This is a genomic window from Bradyrhizobium forestalis (assembly GCF_002795245.1).
In the GTDB taxonomy this organism is placed as follows: Bacteria; Pseudomonadota; Alphaproteobacteria; order Rhizobiales; family Xanthobacteraceae; genus Bradyrhizobium; species Bradyrhizobium forestalis.
Map to the genome: position 1 here is coordinate 1 of NZ_PGVG01000037.1, position 20,404 is coordinate 20,404.

Below are 20,404 nucleotides of genomic sequence, written 5' to 3' on the forward strand. Positions count from 1 at the left end.
CCGCTTGGATCAGCGATTGGCCGAGCATGGTCTTCTAGGCGATCCAGATGCCCAGCGGGTGCTCGGAGCCCAAGTCCGAAGCGAGATCGCTGGCGAGATCAAAGGCGAGGTCATGCACCGTGTGCTCGCAGAGCGTGGCCTCGAACTATGAGGCCTCGATCGTCAAACATCTACGGCGGTCTCGACTCCCTTGTTGATCTGGATCCACCCACACCCCACGACTTGCGTGACGATGCGCGCTCCGCGCCAGCACCTGAATTCACGGCCGCCTCGCCGTTCGCAGGACCGCCGGGGGCGACTTCGGAGCTGCGGGACATTGGAGCGATCGTTGGCGCCAACTGGCGCCACGGCTCCCAGGCGGCTTCAGACGTGCTGATCGATGTATTGGGCAACATCAATCTGCTGCCAAACCAGTTCGGGCCAAGTCAGTTCACGATCAATGGGGAGCGCTATTCGGCGACATTTGGACCGCGCGGTCGCAGGGATATTCGCCTGATCCATCACCCGCACGCCGGTAGAATGAACGAAGCCGGGCCATCCCGGCCGCTGCATTGCCCACCGCCAATCGTAAGCGCAAGGCCAGCCGGGGAAGGTCCAGTCGATCTTGGCCATCTTATCCGGGGCGGCTGGGAGCATAGGGAGCGGTTCCTGCCGCCTTACCTCGTGCGCGTTTTGGAAGGCGAGCGCCTCATATCCTGATCGTGGCTGAAGAGGTAGCAGGGCTGCAATCTCAGTCTATCGGCGGGGCAGCTCACGTGAGCTAGCGCTGCAGATCGAACGCATTCGTAGTCGACGGAGCGCACGCGACGGAACAAGGACCAAGAACATGGCTACCAGACAAAGGTTTGCTGACGAAGGCTGCTTCTCCTGATGCGCGGGCCAAATTCCTCCGCGAGCGCGGTACTTCGCAACCTGCATTCGTTTAAGTCTTCATGGGCAGTTCAGTTACTGCGCTATAGAAAGTCTCCTCGCGATGCCTTGCAAACACCTCTTCCGCTCGGTGCACGGTGCAAGTGCCCGCCGGATCTTGGACGCGATTGAAGCAAGGTTCGTGGGAAAGAAATCGATATACCATCATATAGCTCGTTTAGCCCTTTCCTTTCGGTATTTATCGCACAGTCGGCTATTGGAGCGTAGACTCTCCGTGGCGATTGTCTCCGCCGTCGTCGGACAGGATTTGTCGCGAGCTACGGCTGATCGGAAAAGTGTGCCGAGATGTTGATACATCATGTAACAGCAAAGATTATGCCTGAGACAGCGCACGATCGCGATCTCGCTTTGGACTTCACCAAAGGAGTGCTCATCATTTTAGTGATCGTCGGTCACCTGATCCAATATATCCTCTACCGAAATGAAGGGTTTTGGGATTCGGCAAGTTTCAAATGGATCTACATGTTCCACATGCCCCTCTTTATGGGAATAAGCGGTTATCTTTCCTGCCGAGCGCTGCTGGAAAAGTCCTTCATGCAAGCCATGGGCGATCGTGCGATGCAGCTCCTGGTGCCTATGCTGTTTTGGTTCTCTCTCCTGGCGACATTAAAGTTGACCGTGCTTCCCCGACTGGCGAGCGCACCAGACAACGCTTTGCAGTTCCTGAATGATTTCGCCGGCACATACTGGTTCGTCTGGGCCGCGTTCATTTGTTTTCTTCTCGCTAAAACTATTTCGATCTTCAGTCATTCGTCACCATGGGCCTTGTTCGTATCGGTCATTCTGGTGGTCCTTGCACCTGCGACCTTTTCCATATTCCCTCTCATAAAGTATACGTACCCGTTTTTCTGCCTGGGGTTCTCATTTGCAATGTCGAGAGAACGGTGGACCAGCATGATGCGCTCTCACAGGCCGTTCTTCATTATGTTTGTCACAATCGCGGCTATGATGTGCTTTCCGATCTGGCGCAAGGACACTTATGTCTACAACAATCTAGCTTTGGTCCAGGATTTGCAGTCGGCAAAAAATGTGCTTCTGATGTTTCTTGGCTCCGCAGCTGCCTCAGCGGTGATGATTAAGGTCCTGCTTCGATCCTGGAATATTGGTCGTTCAAATCGGGTGGTCCGCTTTATCGCCGCGAAACTGGGACCCAGCACGCTGGTGCTGTACTTGATCCAGGGTACGGTATTCCGTCTCATGGATTCGATACAGTATGGAGAATCTTGGGACGCCACGATGAGGTCGGCCGCGGCTGCATTTCTCGGGACAATAATTGTTGCCGCCGCGCTAACGGTTCGCTGGGCCGTGCGCGACATTCCTTATCTCTCCCAGCTCGTGCTCGGAGTGCCACCCCGCTCCTTGTCGGGCAGCCAAATCAATCAGGAGGCTCTCGCAAACGATCGTAGCTTGCGGGACTTGTGAACCTGCTGTCCATTCATGGCGCCCCAATCTGGGTGCCTCGCCGAAAAATGTTCCAGAAGATTGCGTCTTTGCTCCACGTGATTTGCTTCCTCCGAAAGTGACGGAGTAGGGACAGCGATGAGGCGGCTTTGGATGTCGACGCACGAGATGCTGACAAAGAGTTGTTGGCGAGCGTTACAGATCGTCAGACCTCGCGGAGAATATGCGAATTCTGGAAGGCTTCGCCACCATCACGGGCTTCCATCGCAAGTACGCCATGAGGTCTTCTGTCAATCGGCTTCCAACTATTGCAGGCGGAATGACAGCCGTAACGGTGACTTCGCGCGGCAGTAGCGTGCAGGTCAATAATGCCGGCTCCGCAAGCGACCGTCCAACGCTATCATTATCATCGACACGATCAGCTCGAAGCTCTCATCTCGCCGACTTCATCGCCTACAACTATGCACGGCGGCTAAAGACCTTGAAGGGCCTCACGCCTTACGAGCACATCTGCAAATGCTGGACGTCCGAGCCAGAACGATTCAAACTCAATCCGCTCCAGCAAATGCCGGGACTAAACACCTAACAGGGCAGTTACAATCATTCAGATTCCTCGTCAGCTTCTCGAAAGCTAAGCCTCGTAGCAAGAACGCGTTTATCCAGGTTCGACGTTAGCTGCTCAGATTTGTCAGGAGAATCGGATGGATGCGTTCAACCACCTCCACCCCGTCGAGGCCCCAGATGTCGAGCGGGCGTACGACGACGAGCTGGGACAGCAGCAGGATTACCAAGCGGGCTTTCAGCAGCACCTGAACGAGTTGCATCCGCACGAGCGCCCGCCCCAGAATTCAAATAACCTCAGCGACCGCGACGTTGTGTCGAACAGAGATGCGGATTTTTTGAGAATGCCGCACGGGGATCGCGTCGGACAAGGCACCTCGCGGTTGCCCTCGGATTCGCCTGCCTTCTCTGGACAAGGCGTCAATCAAGATCTGCTTTTTCCGGGCGCGGATCGGAGTGGTCAGTTGCCAGCCGGCAGTTTCAGTCTGACGGATGGTTGGCGCGGCGTGGATGCAGCTGCCGATTGGCCGACGCAAAGTTTCGATCAGGAGGGGCATTGGTGGGCGGAGCCCGGTGATGTGGTGCCTGAGTGGCCAACGACCGCGGCAATTCCTTGGCAGCAAGATCTCGGAGTATCAATCCTCGGCCGACAGCCTCGGCCGGGCGATGGCAGTACGACGGACCTTGAGGACCCCGTCCTCAGGCAATCGCGGCTCGACCACGTCTTGGACACCTGGGCCGGCGAGGAGGGGCAGACGCAAGACGAAGACCGCCAAGAGGCCGTAAGACGAATAAGAGCCTGGGCAGAGGCCGGCGACGTCTATGCAGGGCTGGAGCTGCATGATCTGGGCCTGACGACACTGCCTGCCGCCCTTCCGCCCGGGCTCCAGTCGCTCAACGTCAGCGACAACGAGCTGGTGCGCCTGCCTGACACCCTTCCGTCCGGCCTCCGGACGCTTGGCGCCAGCAACAACCGGTTAACCGACCTGCCGGACACTCTGCCGACCGGACTCCAGTCTCTGGTCGTCGGCAGCAACCAGCTGACCGGGCTGCCTGAAACGCTTCCGGAGAGCCTTTCGACACTCGCCGTCTGCAGCAATCGGTTGACCAGCCTGCCAGACAACCTGCCGGCCGGGCTCCAGGACCTCGATGTCCGCGGCAACCTGTTGACCCGCCTACCCGACACCTTGCCGACCGGACTTCAGTCGCTTGCCCTCGGTAGCAACCGGTTGACCAGTTTACCCGACACTCTCCCGCCCGAACTCAAAGAGCTCGAAGCCGACGGCAACCGGCTGACCAGCCTGCCCGACACTCTCCCGGCCGAGCTCCTGTTGCTCTTCGCCCGCGATAACCGGCTGAACAGCCTGCCCGAGACTCTTCCGACTGAGCTCCAGAGACTCCACGTCAGCGGCAACAGCCTGTCGAGCTTGCCCGAGAACCTCCCGACCGAGCTCCAGATGCTCGAGGCACGCAACAATCGGCTCACCAGCCTGCCAGAGAGCCTGCTGACCCGGCTAGGGTCTGGGTGCATGGTTTATGTGGAGGATAATGCGCTGCCCGAGCAGGTGCGGACGAATTTGGCGGCAGCCCTGAATGCGCCGAGCTATGCCGGCCCGCGGGTCTTCTTTTCAATGGGTGGAGGAACGATGGTGGACCAGGAACGGCCGCTGGCCAATGCGGTCGCGGACTGGTTGAAGAGCGAGCCGGAGGCGATCGCCGTCTGGCAGAACTTCGCCCACGAGGAGGGAGCCCCGGAATACGCGCTCTTCCTCGACAAGCTGCAGAAGACTGTGAATTATGACAATCCCAAATTCCGAGAGGCGGTGGCCGAGGATCTACGGCAGGCGGCGATCAGGCCGGAATTGCGGCGGCAGTTTTTTGAGCTGGCCTACGGGGCGAGCGAGACCTGCCAGGATCGCGTCACCCTGACCTGGAACGGCATGCAGACCGCACGTCTGAACGCTGATGTTGAGGACGGAGCCTATGACGATCGGCTCGGCGAACTCATCCAGCAGGGGCGGGTCCTGTTCCGCCTGAACGCGCTCGAGCCGATCGCCCGTCAGAAGGTCGACTCGCTCGGGTTCGTCGACGAGGTCGAGGTCTATCTCGCCTATCAGGTCAAGCTACGTGAGCGGCTGGACCTACAGCTCATCGCTCCGGATATGCGATTCTTTGATGTCGCCCACGTCACTGAAGACGACCTCACCGCAGCCGAGATCCAGGTGCGCAACGAGGAGGCGACGGGGTTCGCCGACTATCTGGCAACTCGCTGGCAACCCTGGGAGATGGTGGTGAGTCGGATTGCCCCACAAGCTCATGCACAGATGGAGGGCCGGCTCAGGGAGGCGATGGACGAGGAGTTTCCGAGCCGCCTTGAGCAACGGCTCGCCGAGCATCAGCTAACCGGAGATAGCGATGCCGAGTTGCAATTCGGAGCCCAGATTAGCGAGGAGATCGCCCGCGAGATCAAGGGTCCTCTGATGCGCCAGGTGCTTGGGGACCGCGGGCTTGAGCTGTGAAATGGCCATCCTTGCGAGGAGCGTCAATTTTACGGGGACCTATATCTCAGTGACACAGCGTAACTGGCGGCTCAGTCTTGCAAATATCGATTCGTGCCGAGCCTCTGCTAGTCCCGGCACCATCTTCCACTTCCGGCAGCCGCGAAATGCTGTGGCGCTGAAGACATCGATGAAGCGATGAGCGGGTCAGGTGCGGAATCGTGGCCTGAAGAGCGTAGAGACAGTCGTCGAGCGGCAACAGGGTATGCTTGCGAAAGGCCACGATGATGGCCTCGTCCTCTACCGATAGAGAGGTGGACTTTGGCTCCTTGGGTCCTGTCTTCAGATCAGTGACGGAGCCGCGCCTCTTCCACTTGGCGACCGTTTTGGGATTGATCCCATAGCGCTTAGCCACGCTCTTAGGCTCTCTTGACTATTTTGTATTGCTCGACGGACCGCCTCCGTCGTGGTGGCGCAGCCGTGTAAAATTTGTCCCATAGCGCTTCCTTCGAATCGTGCGATAAGGATGCACCATCAAAGCCCCGGACTAAACATCTAGTGCCGGCGGCGTTGCCGCATGAGGAACGAGATGGCGGACTGAGCAGAAAATGGTCTGTTCACGAAGCTGGTATTGTGTCCTGCGTGCAGCCACCCTTATAGCCACCCTCCGGCCACCCGGAGTCTTTGCGTTGACTAAACCTATGCGCGGGACAAGCCCGCGAAGTCACCCTTCAGAGGCCCTGGATGCTGAAGGTGTCATTCGGCCTACAATATTGGCTCTGACGCAATCTTGGTGCAGCTCGTTATTCTGCGCCGATTAGTCTCGCTTGAAGCAGATCGAGTTTGCCGCGGCCGTACATCTGACGTCTGACGAGCTTGAGGCGCGTGATCTGACCTTCGGTCTGGCCATTAGACCAGGGCAAAGTGATTGCTGCCCGGACCGCTGCTTCGTCCCTTGCGACGCCACTGGCGAACGAGGCGACGAGACTAGCGCGGGCGCGCTCTATCCACGTCATGAGACCCGCCTCCGTCTTGCGCTGGATCATCAGATGGAATTCGGCAATGATGTCGCGTGCCTCGACCAAGGTTGGCACGCCAGCTTCGATCGCCGCGACCGTCATGGTCTCTGCTTTCGTGAGCAAGTCTCGCCCGATTGTCATGAGGCGCGCGATCGTTCTGGCCGACGGAATCCTCTGAAGGTTTTGTGTGTCGGCTCTTTCCGCTCGTCGTCTGCGGGTTGCCCACTCGCTGATGACGCGGAGCGAGCCTCGGAAGCCCCGCACTTTTAAACGACGCCAAAGTTCAGCCCCGTTACGGCAGCCGGACGCCCACTGCTCGTCCAGCCATGGTAAATGTAGATCCAACGAACTTTGTCGGGTTCGGAAGACGTCGTGGCGTTCGCCGCGGACCACCTGTCGCACCAGCTTCCTGCTGTGGCCGGTCTGACGCACGATCTGCTTGATAGGTATGCCGTTCTTCGACAGAGCCAGGATGGCCGCACTGGTCTCCTCGCGGCGCAGATGGCCCTCATACTGAAGACGCTCGGCGGCTGTGAGCAGCTTGGGGTCGATCGTGGTCGCACCGATCACGGTGCGGATCTGTCGCATCGACTTGCGCACGGCCTCGAGGAAAGCCCGACTGGCGTTCTCCATCAGATGCCAACGATCGGCGACCTGTACTGCATGCGGCAGGGCCTTGGCCGCGGCTTCGCCGTATCCGCCGCCACGATCACGGGCGACGATTGCGATCGTGGGATGAGCAGCGAGCCACGCTTGTGCAGTTGCTGGTTCACGATCCGGCAGCAGGGTGACCATCCGACGCTTCTCCAGGTTGCAGACAATGCTGGCGTATCGGTGATTGCGCCGCCAGGCCCAGTCGACAATGCCGATAACCCTGAGCGGGTCAGTTGGGGGACGGCTTTGGCGCCGGACCACCCGAAGAAGCGTATCTTTGCTTACCGGCAGCATCAGCCGCTTTGCAAAGCCTGCTGCCGGTCGACCGCCAAGCGCCAGGCCGAGGTGATGGACGATGGAGTCCAGCCTTGCCGTGCGTCGCGCCGATGGCGCCAGTGCGCCTTCGGCGAAGCGCTCGGTGAAGATTTGGCGCCCGCTTAGGACGGCGTCACAGCGGAAGCGGCGGGCGATCACCAGGAGCTGGACGATCCGCCCCGAGAGCGGCAGATCGGTCACGCGGCGTCGATAGCGGCTATGGACACGTCGGGAAGCCGTTCCGCAAGATGGACACAGGCCAACGCTTCCGGAAGCCCGAACCACAACGATCGCCATGTCACCCTCGTAGTAGGCACTCTCTACAACAACCCCACGCGGCACCAAACTGGAGCGGTGGAGTGCCTGCTGCATGGCGCTGATTCTCCTCCAATCAAAGCGCCAGACATCCCGCAAACTGCATCAAAAGTGAGTCAGAGCCAAATTTGCAGGCCGATTGACACCAATCAGGCGGAGTCATTCTTTTCCCGCCTGCGGCGCGCTGAGATCGGCATTCATCACCACGTCGCCGGTCCTTATCTGGCGGCCTACGCCAGCGAAATGGCTTGGCGCGAGAACAACCGCCTCATTAGCAACGGGGAACAGTATCTAATGACCTGCGATGCTGCTTTGCAGCACCCAGTTTCGCGTCAATGGAAGGGTTATTGGCAGAGAAATTCTCGCTAAAGAGTTGAAAACTCGCTAGATTCGGCAACCCCTGGTTTATTTACCACAATCGAACCGATAAACGATTTGTAAGGACGGAGAGGAACCAAGGGTGTTGACATCTGTTAACGGATCGCCAATTGTTCGGTGCAAGGATGGCTAAGAGGCCTTCCCACCCAAACAAGGAGATCGAAGCTGCGGTTACCTATGCCGAAGAGCAGGGGTGGTCGTGGGTTAAGGTCAATGGTCATGCTTGGGGAAAGCTCTTGTGTGAGCACCATGACAGAGAAGGATGCATGATCTTTGTCTGGTCTACGCCAAGAAACCCTCAAAACCATGCCAAGCAACTGAAGCGGGAAGTGGACCGCTGCCCCCACAAGAAAGAGGAGGAGAACGATGAAAACGTTTGAGTTCAGCATCATTGCTTCCGGCCTCAACCCGGAGGCGGAAGATTTCGCAGATCGGTTTTTCAAGGCCGGTTGTGACGACGCGACCATTTCCTTTCAAAAGGGCCACATCATCGTTGATTTTGCCCGAGATGCGGAATCAATCAGCAAAGCGATTGCTTCTGCGTTAAAGAACGTAGAAGCGGCTGGAGCCTCGGTTGATCGCGTTGAACCGGACCCGCTTGTAAGTTTGTCCGACATTGCCGCGCGAACGGGCATGTCTCGCGCGGCAATGACTCAGTATTCCAAAGGCCAGCGCAGCAAGGACTTTCCCGCACCTGTTGCACGCGTGACGTCGGATAGTCCTCTTTGGGATTGGGCGACAGTTGCGAAATGGCTTTTTAAGAATGAAAAGCTATCCAAGGAAACTGCTCTTGAGGCAGAGGCCGTTCGGATGGCTAATGCTGCCATTGAGTCCGACAGGAAGAAGCTGGAAGAGACTTTGCAGGGCCGACTAACTGAATACGAGAAGCAGTTAGAAGCCGCCTAGCGCGCAATCTCCCAAAGCATGTACTGCCCCGGCCCCTGCTCGCATCGGACAAGGCCGCGTTCTCCCGCTGCGTACCGAGGGCGACCCCATTGGCGACGCTTGCCGCGTCGCCGCACCTCAGTGACCGTGATACCGTTTCCGCATCCGTCGGTCGCGTAGAGACACCACGTTCTCTTGACTGGCTTCGCCGTCGGACGGGAGCTTCCGCTTCCTGCCCGGCGGCTTCTTCTTTTTGGACCGCTGAGCATCCGCCGATCATGTTGCAGCGTATCCTGCGGCGATGAAGTAGTTGCGGCATTCGGTTCCTGTGATGCGACCAATCGCGCTCCAGAGGCCGTGAACGGTTCGTTTTGCGGCCTCTACGCAAGAATGGCTTGAGCTTGGCGAAGGCGTTCTCGATGGGATTGAAGCCGGGGCTGTAGGGAGGCAGGTAGAGCAGGCGTGCACCCGCAGCCTCGATCATCTGGCGCACCCTTGGTTCCTTATGGCTGGAGAGGTTGTCCATGACGACGATGGCGTCTGGCGCAACGTCGGCGATGATAACCTTCTCGACATAGACTTGGCGTATCTGCAGTACCGCATGGGTACATCGATGCGGTTGATTTCTTCGATGAACTCCAGCGCGAAATGAGAAAATTCGCTTGATATCTGCGGTGCCCGGCAGAAATTGGCGAATTTTCCTCTTCATGACGAGGTAAGTTTTCAATTGTGGACGGTGTCCGGTCGAAGGGCCAGGGTCCGGACGAAGGCTCAAGCCGAATGAGCTCACGCCGCAGCAGCTTTTTTCTATCGATGCCGAGCAGCTAGGCTGCTTCGGGTGCTGCACACCAGGGTTTCTGACTCCGGAGTTGCAGAAGATGAAGGCGTGGGATCGTCGCGAAGGCTTTAAGTCTCGCCCAGGAGCGACAACTGGAAGTGATCGGCATCTCGGCATGTCGGCTCGCTTCGATCGGGGTCCGTGAGAGTGACCAAAGTTGGTCCTCTCCAAAGCGTCAGCGCGGCACGGTGTGTGTTCCCAGCCGATCGCCGCATTTGCCAGAATTTCGACGCAAGGTCGCGAGGAAAGCGGCTCGCAGGACTGAGGAGCTGGCTCAGATTCGACTTTGTACGAACCCTACCCAAAGACACACGGTCCGCAACATGGATGACGCGATACTCATGTTAAACGTGCCGACGAATCTTCGCGTCGCCCTCAAATTCGGCGGCCCCTTCGAGCCCTCATCGACAATCCCTTTCAGCGTTTGCCGATACTTGGTGACAACACTCCGCGCAAGATTGCGATAAGAGGATTTTACTAGTTTGTTCTGATTGGAATTAAGCGAGTCCTGTTGTGAGCACTTTCCAATTTATCCATACCGGCGACATACATCTGGACAGCCCCCTGAGAGGCCTGAGCGGACAGGGGGGGCCAGCGGCCGAGCGTATTCGAACGGCGACCCGAACTGCCTTTGAGGACCTCATTACTCAGGCAATCGATAGACAGGCGGCTTTCGTGGTCATCGCCGGAGACCTCTACGACGGCGATTGGCGCGATTTTCACACCGGCCTGTTTTTCGTTCGGCAGATGGGTCGTTTGCGGGGGGCGAAAATCCCCGCCTTCGTGTTGCACGGCAATCATGACGCCGAAAGCCAAATCACGAAACGGCTGACGCTTCCCGACAATGTTGAGGTGTTTAGCTATCGAAAGCCTCAAACTTTCAAGCTCGATGATTGCCGCGTCGCCCTTCACGGTCAAAGCTTCCGCCTGCAGGCGACGACGGAAAATCTGGCGGCAGCCTATCCCGCGCCGATCAAAGGCTATTTCAACATCGGCGTGCTGCATACTGCACTCGGCGGAACGGGTGGTTCTCACGAGAATTACGCCCCTTGCACGCTCGAAGAGTTGGTCAACAAGGGGTACGACTATTGGGCGCTCGCGCACGTGCATCAGGGCGGCGTACTGCATCGAAATCCGCACGTGGTGTTCTGCGGCAATCTACAGGGGCGCCACATCCGCGAAGCCGGCCCGAAATCGGCGCAGCTCGTTACGGTGCAAGACGGAGCGATCGAAGGCGCTGAGCTGCTCCAAACGGATGTCGTGCGGTGGATGCATGTCGATGTACCGGTCAGTGGTAGCGCGCGGTTCGGGGATGTAGTAGATCAAATCAAATGCTCGATCGACGAGGCGGCCAAGAACGCAGAAGGCCGACTGCTGGCTTGTCGCATCAAACTAACTGGCCCGACGGCTCTTCACGCCGAACTGATGGCGTCTGCGCCGCAATTGTTGGCTGAAGCGAGGGCCGCAGCACTGGCTCTTGGCGAAGAGGTTGCATGGATCGAACGTGTGATCAATGCGACCGTGCCTGCGACGGCAGTTTCTAACCAGCCAGAGGGCAGCGCGATCAACGATCTCAATGTCCTGCTAGCTCAGGCTGCGGGGGATTCCGATCTCCAGGCAGAAATCGCGAACGATCTGGGCGACCTTGTCCGCAGGCTTCCTCACGACGCGGCACTTGATATTGACGATTTTCTTCTCGAAGCGGTGATCGCGAAACAATACTCGGTTGTGATTGAGCAGGCTGGCGAATATCTGAGCGCACGTCTGACTGCGGAAAGGCGTTGATCGGTGCGTATTCGTTCTCTTGACCTGATCCGTTACGGACATTTCACCGGCACGACGCTTCATTTTCCGTCAGGCGAACCTGACTTTCATGTCGTGTACGGCGAGAATGAGGCTGGAAAGTCGACGACGATGTCGGCGATTGAAGATCTTCTCTTCGGTATTCCCGGGCAATCATCCCGTAATTTCCTGCATGAGAATGCGGCGCTGCGCATCGGCGCCGCCCTAGAACGCGACGGCGCGCTGCTTTCGGTCCGGCGTCGCAAGGGCAACAAGGACACGCTTCTCGGTCCGGACGATCTGCCGCTTGCGGCTGGCGATGGCATGCTTGCTCCTTTGCTCGGCGGGATGGACCGCGCGTTTTTCTGCCGGATGTTCTGTCTTGACCATGAGCGCCTGCGGGCTGGCGGGCGGGATATCACCCAGGCCAAGGATGATATCGGCGCGGCATTGTTCGCCGCCGGGGCCGGCGTGTCAGGTCTCCGCGATCGGCTGGGTGCGATGCAGGCAGAGGCGGATGGGCTCTGGGCCAGCCGCAAGGCGGGACACCGAAAATACTACCAAGCGGAAGACCGCCTTAAAGAGGCTGATGCGGCGTTGCGTCAACACACGGTGAGCGTAAACAAATGGCAGGAATTGAAATCCGCATTTGAAGAGGCGCGCGGCCTTTGCAATCAGATCGAGAAGGAAATCGAAGAGCACGTTTCCGAACTTGCGAAGATTTCTCGAGTCCGGCGCGTATATCGCGGTGTGCGTCGGCTTCAAGAGATTGAAACCGAGATAGTGGACCTCGGCGCGGTGGTCGAATTACCTCCCGACGCGGCTAGCCAATTTGAGAAGGCCTCGGGCGATAACGCTGCTGCAGAAGTGCGTATAAGCGCATTCCGCGAACAGATCGCAACAATCGGCACGGAAATTTCCGGACTTGTGGTTGACGATGGCGTTCTGCTCCACCAAACGGAGATTGAACGACTTTCGAAGCGCAGCATACAACTCTCTTCGGGCCGGGCGGACTTACCGAAGCGACGGGTCGAACTCGCCGCAGCGGAAGAAGTCCTGAAGCGCGCGGCGATTGAATTGGGGTGGACAGGGTCCGTCGCCGACCTGGTCGAGAGAATTCCGCCGCGGGCCAAGGTTGCAGCAGTCCGCGGACTGTTGACATCGCGTGGCAGCCGATTTGCCGCCGTTGATAGCGCTGAAGCGGCGCTAGAGGATGCCAGCGAAAAACTCGCCGATATCCATGCACGGATTGAAGCGCTCGGAGCGCAGAAAGACCTTTCGGTGTTGGCTGGGGTCGTTGAGTCCATTCGTGCTTTTGGCGATCTCAATGCGCGTCTCCTGAGTATCCATCAAGAGCATCAGGATGCCGATAGATCATGTCAGCGGCAAATGGCTGATATGAATCCGCCTATCGTGAGTGAAACGAGTTTGCAGGCCTTGAAAAGCCCGACGGAAGAGGCGGTAAGGGCGCATCGCGATGCTGCCCGCGAGCTTCAGGCGCGTATTCAGCGCCAGCAAGCTGTGACGCGTGAGCTGACGCGTACAGTCGAAAACAATCGAAAGTCTTATGCTCGTCTTGTGTCAGATGAAAGAATTGTCGGCGTTGAGGAGTTGAAGAAACTGCGCGAACGGCGAGATGCCGGATGGTCTATCATCAGGCGCAGACATGTCGACAAGATCATGGTGCCAGAATCGGAGGAGCTCGCTTTTACAAGCGGCGAGCCGCTGCTCAATGCCTATGTGAAGGCCATCGAAGACGCCGACACCGCGGCGGACCGTCGCTTTCAGAATGCGCAGTCGACGGCTGCGGCCATGGTGCTGGCGCGGCAAATCGCTGACGAGCAAGACGTCCTTGAATCCGCCAAGCAGGAGCTTTTTTCGTTCGCCGAAGAGCAGAAAGCGTTGGCCGAGGCTTGGGCGATCCTCTGGAAACAGGTTACCGATGACCCGCGTTCTCCGGACGAAATGCTGGAATGGCTCGATGCGAGGGCTGGCGTGCTCGATCAAATCGCAAAGCGTGACGCCGCGCTTCATGCAGGGTCCTCGCTCCAGGAGCAAATTGCAAAAGCCAAACAACAGCTCGCCAGCTTGATGGCGGACACGGCAATCGCAGCCTCGGCAGATATACTGCCGCTGAACGGAATTCTTGGGGCTGCCGAAGCGCGCCTCCGCACGGAGGAGGGCAACACACAAAAGAGGAATGAACTCGCGCTCGAGGAACGGAAGGTCGCAACAGAAGTCGAACGCAGGCGCGTGGCTGTTGAAAACGCTGCGAAAGAGCGTGATGTCTGGAACGCGCAATGGAAGGAGGCCCTGAGGGGTCTCAATCTGTTACCCGAAGCCCCGCTTGAGACCGTTCAAGAGCAAATCGAAGCAATCGATCAGATGCGGGAGACGTCTGCCAAGATCGCGGATTTGAAGCACGAGCGCATTGGAAAGATCGAGCGGGACATCACGGCGTTTACGGAGGATGTCGAAAAGCTCGTAAATGCGATCGCGCCACGGTTTTCGGGGCAGAATGCAGATGAAGCAATCCTCCAACTCCATGCGCAATTGAATGCGGCGAGGCAGACTGTCGTCTCCCGCGACGAAAAAGCTGAGGCGATGCGGAGCCTCCAGAAGAAATTGGAAGAATGCGACAAGTCCAGGACGGACGCCGCGGCCGTAATGGATGGCCTCAAAAGGGCCGCAGCCGTCGATTCGATCGACAGATTGCGAGCGGCTATTCTTCAGTCCGATCTACAACGCGCGCTTCGGGCTGAGCGATCGCGCTTGCGGACCACGCTTGAGGCTGATGGCGACGGGCTTGGTGTCGAACAACTCGCCGAGGAATGTCGCAGCGCCGATCCCGATCAAACAACGGCTCGGGAGCAAACGCTAAAGGCAATACTCAAAGATGTCAGGGAACGCCAGCTGATCGCAATTCAGAGTCGCAATGATACTGAGCGTTTGTTCGAAGCCGTCGGCGGCGACGCCGCTGCGGCCAAAGCTGCTGGTGATCGTCAGCTGGCTTTGGCCGAGATGAAGGAGGTGGCGGCGCAGTATGCGCGCGTTCGCTCCGCAACCATCATCCTGAGGTGGGCGATCGAGCGGTTTAGGCGCGAAAAGCAGGCACCATTGCTCAAACGGGCAGGGGAGCTGTTCTCTATTTTGACCGGCGGCTCGTTCCAACGCCTTACGCTCGAATACGACGAAAAAGATCTGCCACATCTGGCGGGCGTGCGTGGGGACGGTGGAGCGGTGCCCGTATCAGGTCTCAGCGAAGGCGCCGCCGATCAGCTCTTTTTCGCGCTGCGCATTGCTGCCGTTGAAGAGTATCTGATGCATGCTGCGCCGGTGCCATTTATCGCCGATGATCTTTTCATCAATTATGACGATGCGCGCGCCTCGGCCGGTTTCAGGGTGTTGCAACTGCTTGCGGAGAAAACGCAGGTGCTTTTCTTCACCCATCACCAGCACCTGCTTGATGTGGCGGATACTGCGTTTGGCAGGAGTGTTTCGACGGCAACGCTTGAGCCTCGCCCACATCAAATGAAGAATGTTGCTTAGATGGATTATAAAATGCATGTCTCGACATCATTATCGCTAAGTTCAAACGCAGTCCGCGACGCGGAGTTTGCGTCGATATGCTTCTCGGACTTCCTTTGAGGAAGATCAATCCCGGAAAGTTCACGTCCTGCAGGCCCTTCGTCGCCGCGACACCAAGCGTAACCTGATCGGCTAAGGGCTAATTTCAGATTTAGCGAGGGCGAAATTCTCGCCGAAATTGTTCCATTCACTAAATCTCATGGGGATGACGACGGCTGTAGTGGATACAGTCCGCGTTGGCCGGGAAGGGACTGTATGGCGGCCAAGAGCGCGCCGGAGATGGCGCAGGAATTCGCGCAGGCGGCGCTTAGCGCCACACCGGTGATCATTCTGGGCAGCGGCGCCTCGGCTGCACACGGTGTGCCCGGCATGGGCGGCTTGGCGTTGCAGCTTTCCGCTATCAAGCCTCCCACGAACTGGACAGCAGACGAGAGGAGCGAATGGGGTAAGTTCGTCGCGCAGCTTGCGGCCGGCAATGATCTCGAAAGCGCACTCCAGGCCGTGCGCCCGACGGAACGCCAGACCCAGTTCATCGCCACCGAGACCCGCGCTGTCCTGCTGCCCCACGATCTTCGCGTCCTCCAGACGCTTGTGGCGGATCGGCGCGCGCTACCCCTTTCGCGGCTGTACCGCCATCTCTTCGACAGCACGCACAAGACCGTCCATGTCGTCACGCCTAACTATGACCGGCTTGCCGAATATGCCGCGGATGCCGTCGATGTAAGCACGTTCACCGGCTTCAACTACGGTTATCTGCAATCGCGCGCCCGCGATTCGAACACGCGCGTTTTCGTTAATCGGCAGGTAACCCGTACCGTTGCCGTCTGGAAAGTGCATGGCTCTCTCGACTGGTTCCAGGATTCCGCTGGCCAGATCATCGGCGTTCGCGGAATGCCCCAAGTGCCGGCCGGATACTCGCCGCTGATGATCACGCCGGGCATCGATAAATACCGGCTGACACATGGCGAGCCGTTCCGAACGATCTTGGGCTGCAGCGACGCCGCGCTGGAGAACGCCCGCGCCTATTTCTGCGTTGGTTATGGCTTTAACGACGAACACCTTCAGACCAAGCTGATCGAGCGTTGCGACCGCGATTCCGTCCCGCTTGTCGTGATTACCAAAGAGCTGACCACGTCCGCCCGGACCTTCCTGGGCGGCGGACGCTGCCGGCGCTACCTCGCGATCGAGGAGGGGACGATGGGCGCGCGCGCCTACATGCACGACGTGCCCAACGGGTTCGACGTAGATCAACCGATCTGGCGGCTCGACCGCTTCCTCAATGAGATGACAGGAGTCTCCGCGTGAGCATTCTGAATTTTGCGGACGCAGAAGCGCTGGGCCGCGTCCAATCGGTCGACACGACCACGGTGATCGTCCACGTCGATGATGTCGAGGCGCTGCGGGCGCTGCAGGTGAACCGGCTGGTTGCGCTCCAGAGCAGTCTTGCCGGCCATAAGTTAATTGGGGTGATCCAAAAGATCATCCGTACCGCGCTCGGTGAAGCGAAGATCGCCGATGTCGAGCTAGGCGAGGCCGCGCATCCCGAAGTCAATCTGGTTCGGATTATGTTGATCGGCACGCTGCTCGATCGGGACGGACCGCGCGCCAATGTCTTCCGCCGGACGCTCGAGACCGTCCCGGAGATCGATGCCTGCTGCTTCGCTCTCGAAGGCGAGCGCCTTACGCGCTTCATGGGGGTGATTTCGGAGGTGACCGGCGGCGCGCAGCGCCTGTCGCTTGGCGCCTATACGCTCGATCCCAACGCTCAGGCGTTCGTCAATGGCAATCGGTTGTTCCAGCGTCATGCGCTCATCGTGGGCAGCACCGGCTCGGGGAAGTCGTGGACGACCGCGCGCCTGCTCGAGCAAATCGCCGAGCTCGACAGCGCCAATGCCATCGTGTTCGACATGCACGGAGAATATGCGTCGATGGCTGGCGACGGTTTCGTCCATCTTCGCGTCGCAGGCCCAAGCGACATCGAAGCGGGGAAGGGGCTGAACGATGGTGTGCTGCATTTGCCCTATTGGCTCATGAGCTACGAGGCGCTTGTCTCGATGTTTGTTGACCGCTCCGATCAGAACGCCCCAAACCAGGCCATGATCATGTCGCGTACCGTCGTTGACGCCAAGACGGGCTTCCTGAAAGCCGGCGGTCATGTCGAGGTGCTCGCCAACTTCACGATCGACAGTCCGGTGCCTTTCAGGATGGAAACCGTGCTAGGCGAGCTCAACCGGCTCAACGCCGAGATGGTACCGGGAGCCAAGGCGGGCACTGAGAAGCAGGGCGATTTCCACGGCAAGCTCAGCCGTCTAATCCAGCGCCTCGAGGGCAAACGCACCGATCGACGCCTCGGCTTCCTATTCCCTGCGTCCGGCGTGGCGGACAGCTATGATTGGCTCGATCGCGCAGTTGAGCTGCTGCTCGGTGGCAGCGCGGCCAAAGGCGGCCACGGTGGCGTCAAGATCATCGACTTCTCTGAAGTTCCATCCGACATTTTGCCGCTGATCGTCGGCATGGTCGCGCGCATGGCCTTCCATGTGCAGCAGTGGAGCACGCAGGGGCTTCGCCATCCGGTGGCCCTGTTCTGTGACGAGGCGCATCTTTATATTCCACAGGATCCGACTTCGGGCGCCGCGGAGAATGCGATCGCTACCTTCGAGCGCATCGCCAAGGAGGGGCGGAAATATGGCGTCGGGCTGGTGGTGATCAGCCAGCGCCCCGCCGAAGTGAACCGCACGGTTGCCAGCCAGTGCAACAATCTCATCGCGATGCGGCTAACCAACGGTGACGACCAAGCTGTCGTGCGACGGCTGCTGCCCGACAGCCTCGGCGGCTTCGGCGACCTGCTTCCGGTCCTCGACACGGGCGAAGCACTCGTCGTTGGCGATGCGATTCTACTGCCCACGCGTATCCGCATTGCCAAACCGATAAACGAACCGCTTAGCGGCACGATCCAGTTCTGGGATCGTTGGGCCGACCCAGCGGCTGCGGCGACGCTCGACAAGGCTGTCGAGAGCTGGCGCCGTCAGACGCTTGTCAAATAGTTGCCTTCCGGCAAGCCTCTTCCGCATCACCATGCTGGGCGCGACGCTGCAGAAACTGATCCGGAGGGTGATCCTGCCTGCTTGCCACCATCTTTATGCACTCGTCTTGGCAGTGCGTCCGCTACGTGGTGCTGATGCCGTTCGAGATGGTTGGGGCGAAGGCAAATCTTGGCTGTCTCATCATCAACAGTCAGTACACGTTCCTGATGCCTCAGATGTAGGGCATCATCAGCATCACGATGATCGGACTTGCTTTCAACGCCGTTCTAGAGGCGTTGGAGCGGCGCCTCATGCGGTGAAGGCGCCGGGCACGAATTGAGTGCGGCGGTGGCTGATTGGGCTCCTTCGATGAAGGCCGCCTTGAAGGATGGGACGCGGAGAGCAACTTCTTTCATCAAGGCGACAAATAGCAAATTTATGATCCCGAGATCTTGGCCGCAACGCCGGCTCGGTCAGAAAAGCCTACCTAAGCGCCGCGCCGACTGGCCGCGGATCATTCACTACTCTTGAGACCAGCCAGCGAATTCACACGGCGCTTCGCGCCATCAGCAATCGATATGGCCATCTTCTCCGGAAATCCTTTTGGAAGCGCATTCAGGACCTGATCTGTGGCTTTTGCGGCTGTATCGCCGAGCTGCTGGATGACAGCCTTGACTGTTTTGTCGGATAGACCGCAGCTCTTAGCAGTCTGCACGAAATGTCGGCCGAGAACCGTGTGGACGACGTAATGCCGGTCGCTACCGATCGCCATGGCCAGCTTCATTTGGTTTTGGCTGATCTGTCCAGCGTCCAGGCTCGGTTGGGTCGAAATGATGTCGTAAAGCGGGGCAAGATGAAAACGTCCGCCCGGCGCCAAATGAATGCTAAAATTCTTCGCATGGCCATCGGTGGCGGCAAGCAGCCAGAACACGATCTGCGCCTTGAAGAAAATGGCCCGGTCGTCCTCAGGCGTATCGCTGCCCTTGAGGAAATCCGAGATTTTGCGGATGCCAGGTCCGCCGTCGGATTCATACTTGCGCGCGGGCGGAACCGATAGTGCTTGGCAGCAGTCTTCCTGCGGCAGCCGCAACAGCCGGCCGTCGCGCGTCCAGGTGCGATCGAACCGCTCAACTGCGAGCACGCGGCGCCCGGCGAAATCGATGATGCTTGATTTGGCGACCGGCAAGCCGAGTGCGGCAACCAGCTCGAGGCACAGATGCTCGTTTTCAACGCTGCTGGTCAGGTCGATTCCGTTCGGCAACTTCCCGATCTGCGGCTTGATGATGTGCGTAGTTGCGGTCGTGCCATGAGGAACGTACCACTTGTCTTTCCAGTAAAGCAGCGCTGTCTTTTCCTGCACACCGGCCAGAGAAATACGGAAATCCTGGTCGGGGCCGATGCCGAGTGGATTGCTGGCAAGATTGCCGAGAATGGCTGCAATCTCCTGATCGCTGGCGGCACGGCCATCAATAGCGCCGGCGGCTCCGGGCGCGGCACCATCGGGCAGGAACTGCAGCGCACCAATGCAGTCGCGGCCGATGGCGGAGAGCAGGCTGTAAGCGTCGGGGCCGTCAGCATGCGCACGTTCAGCGACGCGTTGGCGAATGTCGTCATTGTCGGGCAGAAGATTGTCAAAGACAGCGACGACTGGATCGCCAATATAACGATCCTCGCGCAGAGGCAGCGACACCGAAACAGGGATGGCATTTTCCCACGCGAGCCACTGCCTGTCGTACTGGAAATCGATTGCGCCGCTGCTCTCGCGTCGCAGCCGGCCGACCAGCCGCGTGTTGAGGTAAACATTTAGCGGCGCCCGGGCAGGACGACGCGCCATCAAAAGAGATCCTCAATCGCTTCAGCCGTTAATTTGGTGCGCGGCCGGATGACAAGCTCGAGGTCGAGCCCGGCCAGCGCATCCATCAGGATGCGCAGCTGCGTTGCAGGTTCGCCGGCCTCGAGCTTCGAGACTGTCGCTTGACGCGCATGCATCTTCTCACCCAGGTCACACTGGGTAAGCTTCTTCTGCCGCCGGAAGCGTCTGATTCCAGCGCCAACTTGTTGCGGGGTGCGGGCGATCGTATCCATCAAATCACGATACGCGAGTGCGTATATGACGTCAATATGCGCTTTCGCGTATATTTACATTTAATACGCGATTGCGTATGAATGGGAGAGCATGGACCCGGTCGATGATGGAAAAATGCTTCACAGATGTTT

11 protein-coding genes and 4 pseudogenes are annotated in these 20,404 nt (G+C 58.7%); 9 read left to right on the forward strand and 6 right to left on the reverse strand.

Translation table 11 applies throughout. From position 1 onward, the window contains the following. Nucleotides 1–363: 363 nt before the first annotated feature. A complete protein-coding gene (locus CVM73_RS39845; RefSeq protein ID WP_158237622.1) occupies nucleotides 364–612 on the reverse strand; it encodes a hypothetical protein in 249 nt (82 codons plus the stop codon). A gap of 603 nt (nucleotides 613–1,215) precedes the next feature. Here CVM73_RS39845 and nolL point away from each other — a divergent pair. The 3 genes and pseudogenes from nolL (at nucleotide 1,216) to CVM73_RS30835 (ending at nucleotide 5,411) form a co-directional block, all read left to right on the forward strand. Next, nucleotides 1,216–2,352: a nodulation factor fucose acetyltransferase NolL gene (gene nolL / locus CVM73_RS30825; RefSeq protein WP_100235550.1), complete on the forward strand. Its 1,137-nt coding sequence runs from the start codon at nucleotides 1,216–1,218 to the stop codon at nucleotides 2,350–2,352. A gap of 362 nt (nucleotides 2,353–2,714) precedes the next feature. After that, a pseudogene (locus tag CVM73_RS30830) lies at nucleotides 2,715–2,917 on the forward strand (IS481 family transposase); the annotation flags it as partial. A 115-nt stretch (nucleotides 2,918–3,032) separates the two neighbouring features. Further along, nucleotides 3,033–5,411 carry an NEL-type E3 ubiquitin ligase domain-containing protein gene (locus tag CVM73_RS30835; RefSeq protein ID WP_245452477.1) on the forward strand — a complete coding sequence of 793 codons (2,379 nt, stop codon included), beginning with the start codon at nucleotides 3,033–3,035 and terminating at the stop codon, nucleotides 5,409–5,411. Between the two features lie 124 nt (nucleotides 5,412–5,535). On the opposite strand, the pseudogene CVM73_RS30840 reads toward CVM73_RS30835, so the two are convergent. Beyond that, nucleotides 5,536–5,888: pseudogene (locus tag CVM73_RS30840) on the reverse strand (transposase family protein); the annotation flags it as partial. 305 nt (nucleotides 5,889–6,193) lie between these two features. After that, nucleotides 6,194–7,750 (reverse strand): ISL3 family transposase, encoded by a 1,557-nt coding sequence (locus CVM73_RS30845; protein WP_100235551.1) that lies wholly within the window; start codon nucleotides 7,748–7,750, stop codon nucleotides 6,194–6,196. Between the two features lie 87 nt (nucleotides 7,751–7,837). On the opposite strand from CVM73_RS30845, the pseudogene CVM73_RS30850 reads away from it, so the two are divergent. Further along, nucleotides 7,838–8,062 (forward strand): annotated as a pseudogene (locus CVM73_RS30850) (transposase); the annotation flags it as partial. Nucleotides 8,063–8,437: 375 nt separating this feature from the next. After that, on the forward strand, nucleotides 8,438–8,977 hold the full coding sequence (locus tag CVM73_RS30860; RefSeq protein ID WP_100235553.1) for a helix-turn-helix transcriptional regulator: 540 nt from the start codon (nucleotides 8,438–8,440) through the stop codon (nucleotides 8,975–8,977). 255 nt (nucleotides 8,978–9,232) lie between these two features. Here the strand turns inward: CVM73_RS30860 and CVM73_RS41225 are convergent. After that, nucleotides 9,233–9,539 (reverse strand): annotated as a pseudogene (locus tag CVM73_RS41225) (transposase); the annotation flags it as partial. 768 nt (nucleotides 9,540–10,307) lie between these two features. Here CVM73_RS41225 and CVM73_RS30870 point away from each other — a divergent pair. From CVM73_RS30870 to CVM73_RS30885, 4 genes are all read left to right on the forward strand, one after another. After that, nucleotides 10,308–11,579 carry a metallophosphoesterase family protein gene (locus CVM73_RS30870; RefSeq protein WP_100235555.1) on the forward strand — a complete coding sequence of 424 codons (1,272 nt, stop codon included), beginning with the start codon at nucleotides 10,308–10,310 and terminating at the stop codon, nucleotides 11,577–11,579. Between the two features lie 3 nt (nucleotides 11,580–11,582). Next, on the forward strand, nucleotides 11,583–15,125 hold the full coding sequence (locus CVM73_RS30875) for a YhaN family protein (RefSeq protein ID WP_100235556.1): 3,543 nt from the start codon (nucleotides 11,583–11,585) through the stop codon (nucleotides 15,123–15,125). A gap of 294 nt (nucleotides 15,126–15,419) precedes the next feature. Then, the gene (locus CVM73_RS30880; RefSeq protein WP_100235557.1) at nucleotides 15,420–16,469 is read left to right on the forward strand and encodes an SIR2 family protein; all 1,050 of its coding nucleotides are present in this window, start codon (nucleotides 15,420–15,422) and stop codon (nucleotides 16,467–16,469) included. Continuing rightward, the gene (locus CVM73_RS30885) at nucleotides 16,466–18,208 is read left to right on the forward strand and encodes an ATP-binding protein (RefSeq protein WP_100235558.1); all 1,743 of its coding nucleotides are present in this window, start codon (nucleotides 16,466–16,468) and stop codon (nucleotides 18,206–18,208) included. The genes CVM73_RS30880 and CVM73_RS30885 overlap by 4 nt, the downstream gene beginning before the upstream one ends. 493 nt (nucleotides 18,209–18,701) lie before the next feature. Here CVM73_RS30885 and CVM73_RS30890 read toward each other — a convergent pair whose 3' ends face one another. Continuing rightward, a complete protein-coding gene (locus CVM73_RS30890; RefSeq protein ID WP_100235559.1) occupies nucleotides 18,702–20,021 on the reverse strand; it encodes a type II toxin-antitoxin system HipA family toxin in 1,320 nt (439 codons plus the stop codon). Then, complete coding sequence (locus CVM73_RS30895; protein WP_100235560.1) at nucleotides 20,021–20,272, reverse strand: helix-turn-helix domain-containing protein; 252 nt, start codon at nucleotides 20,270–20,272, stop codon at nucleotides 20,021–20,023. The genes CVM73_RS30890 and CVM73_RS30895 overlap by 1 nt, the downstream gene beginning before the upstream one ends. Nucleotides 20,273–20,404: the final 132 nt, after the last annotated feature.

Excerpts from the sequence above, each read along its gene's own strand:
- CVM73_RS30845 (WP_100235551.1), bottom strand. The coding sequence starts at position 7,750 with ATGCAGCAGGCACTCCACCGCTCCAGTTTGGTGCCGCGTGGGGTTGTT.
- CVM73_RS30880 (WP_100235557.1), top strand. The coding sequence starts at position 15,420 with ATGGCGGCCAAGAGCGCGCCGGAGATGGCGCAGGAATTCGCGCAGGCG.
- CVM73_RS30890 (WP_100235559.1), bottom strand. The coding sequence starts at position 20,021 with ATGGCGCGTCGTCCTGCCCGGGCGCCGCTAAATGTTTACCTCAACACG.
- CVM73_RS30860 (WP_100235553.1), top strand. The coding sequence starts at position 8,438 with ATGAAAACGTTTGAGTTCAGCATCATTGCTTCCGGCCTCAACCCGGAG.
- nolL (WP_100235550.1), top strand. The coding sequence starts at position 1,216 with ATGTTGATACATCATGTAACAGCAAAGATTATGCCTGAGACAGCGCAC.
- CVM73_RS30835 (WP_245452477.1), top strand. The coding sequence starts at position 3,033 with ATGGATGCGTTCAACCACCTCCACCCCGTCGAGGCCCCAGATGTCGAG.
- CVM73_RS39845 (WP_158237622.1), bottom strand. The coding sequence starts at position 612 with ATGGCCAAGATCGACTGGACCTTCCCCGGCTGGCCTTGCGCTTACGAT.
- CVM73_RS30895 (WP_100235560.1), bottom strand. The coding sequence starts at position 20,272 with ATGGATACGATCGCCCGCACCCCGCAACAAGTTGGCGCTGGAATCAGA.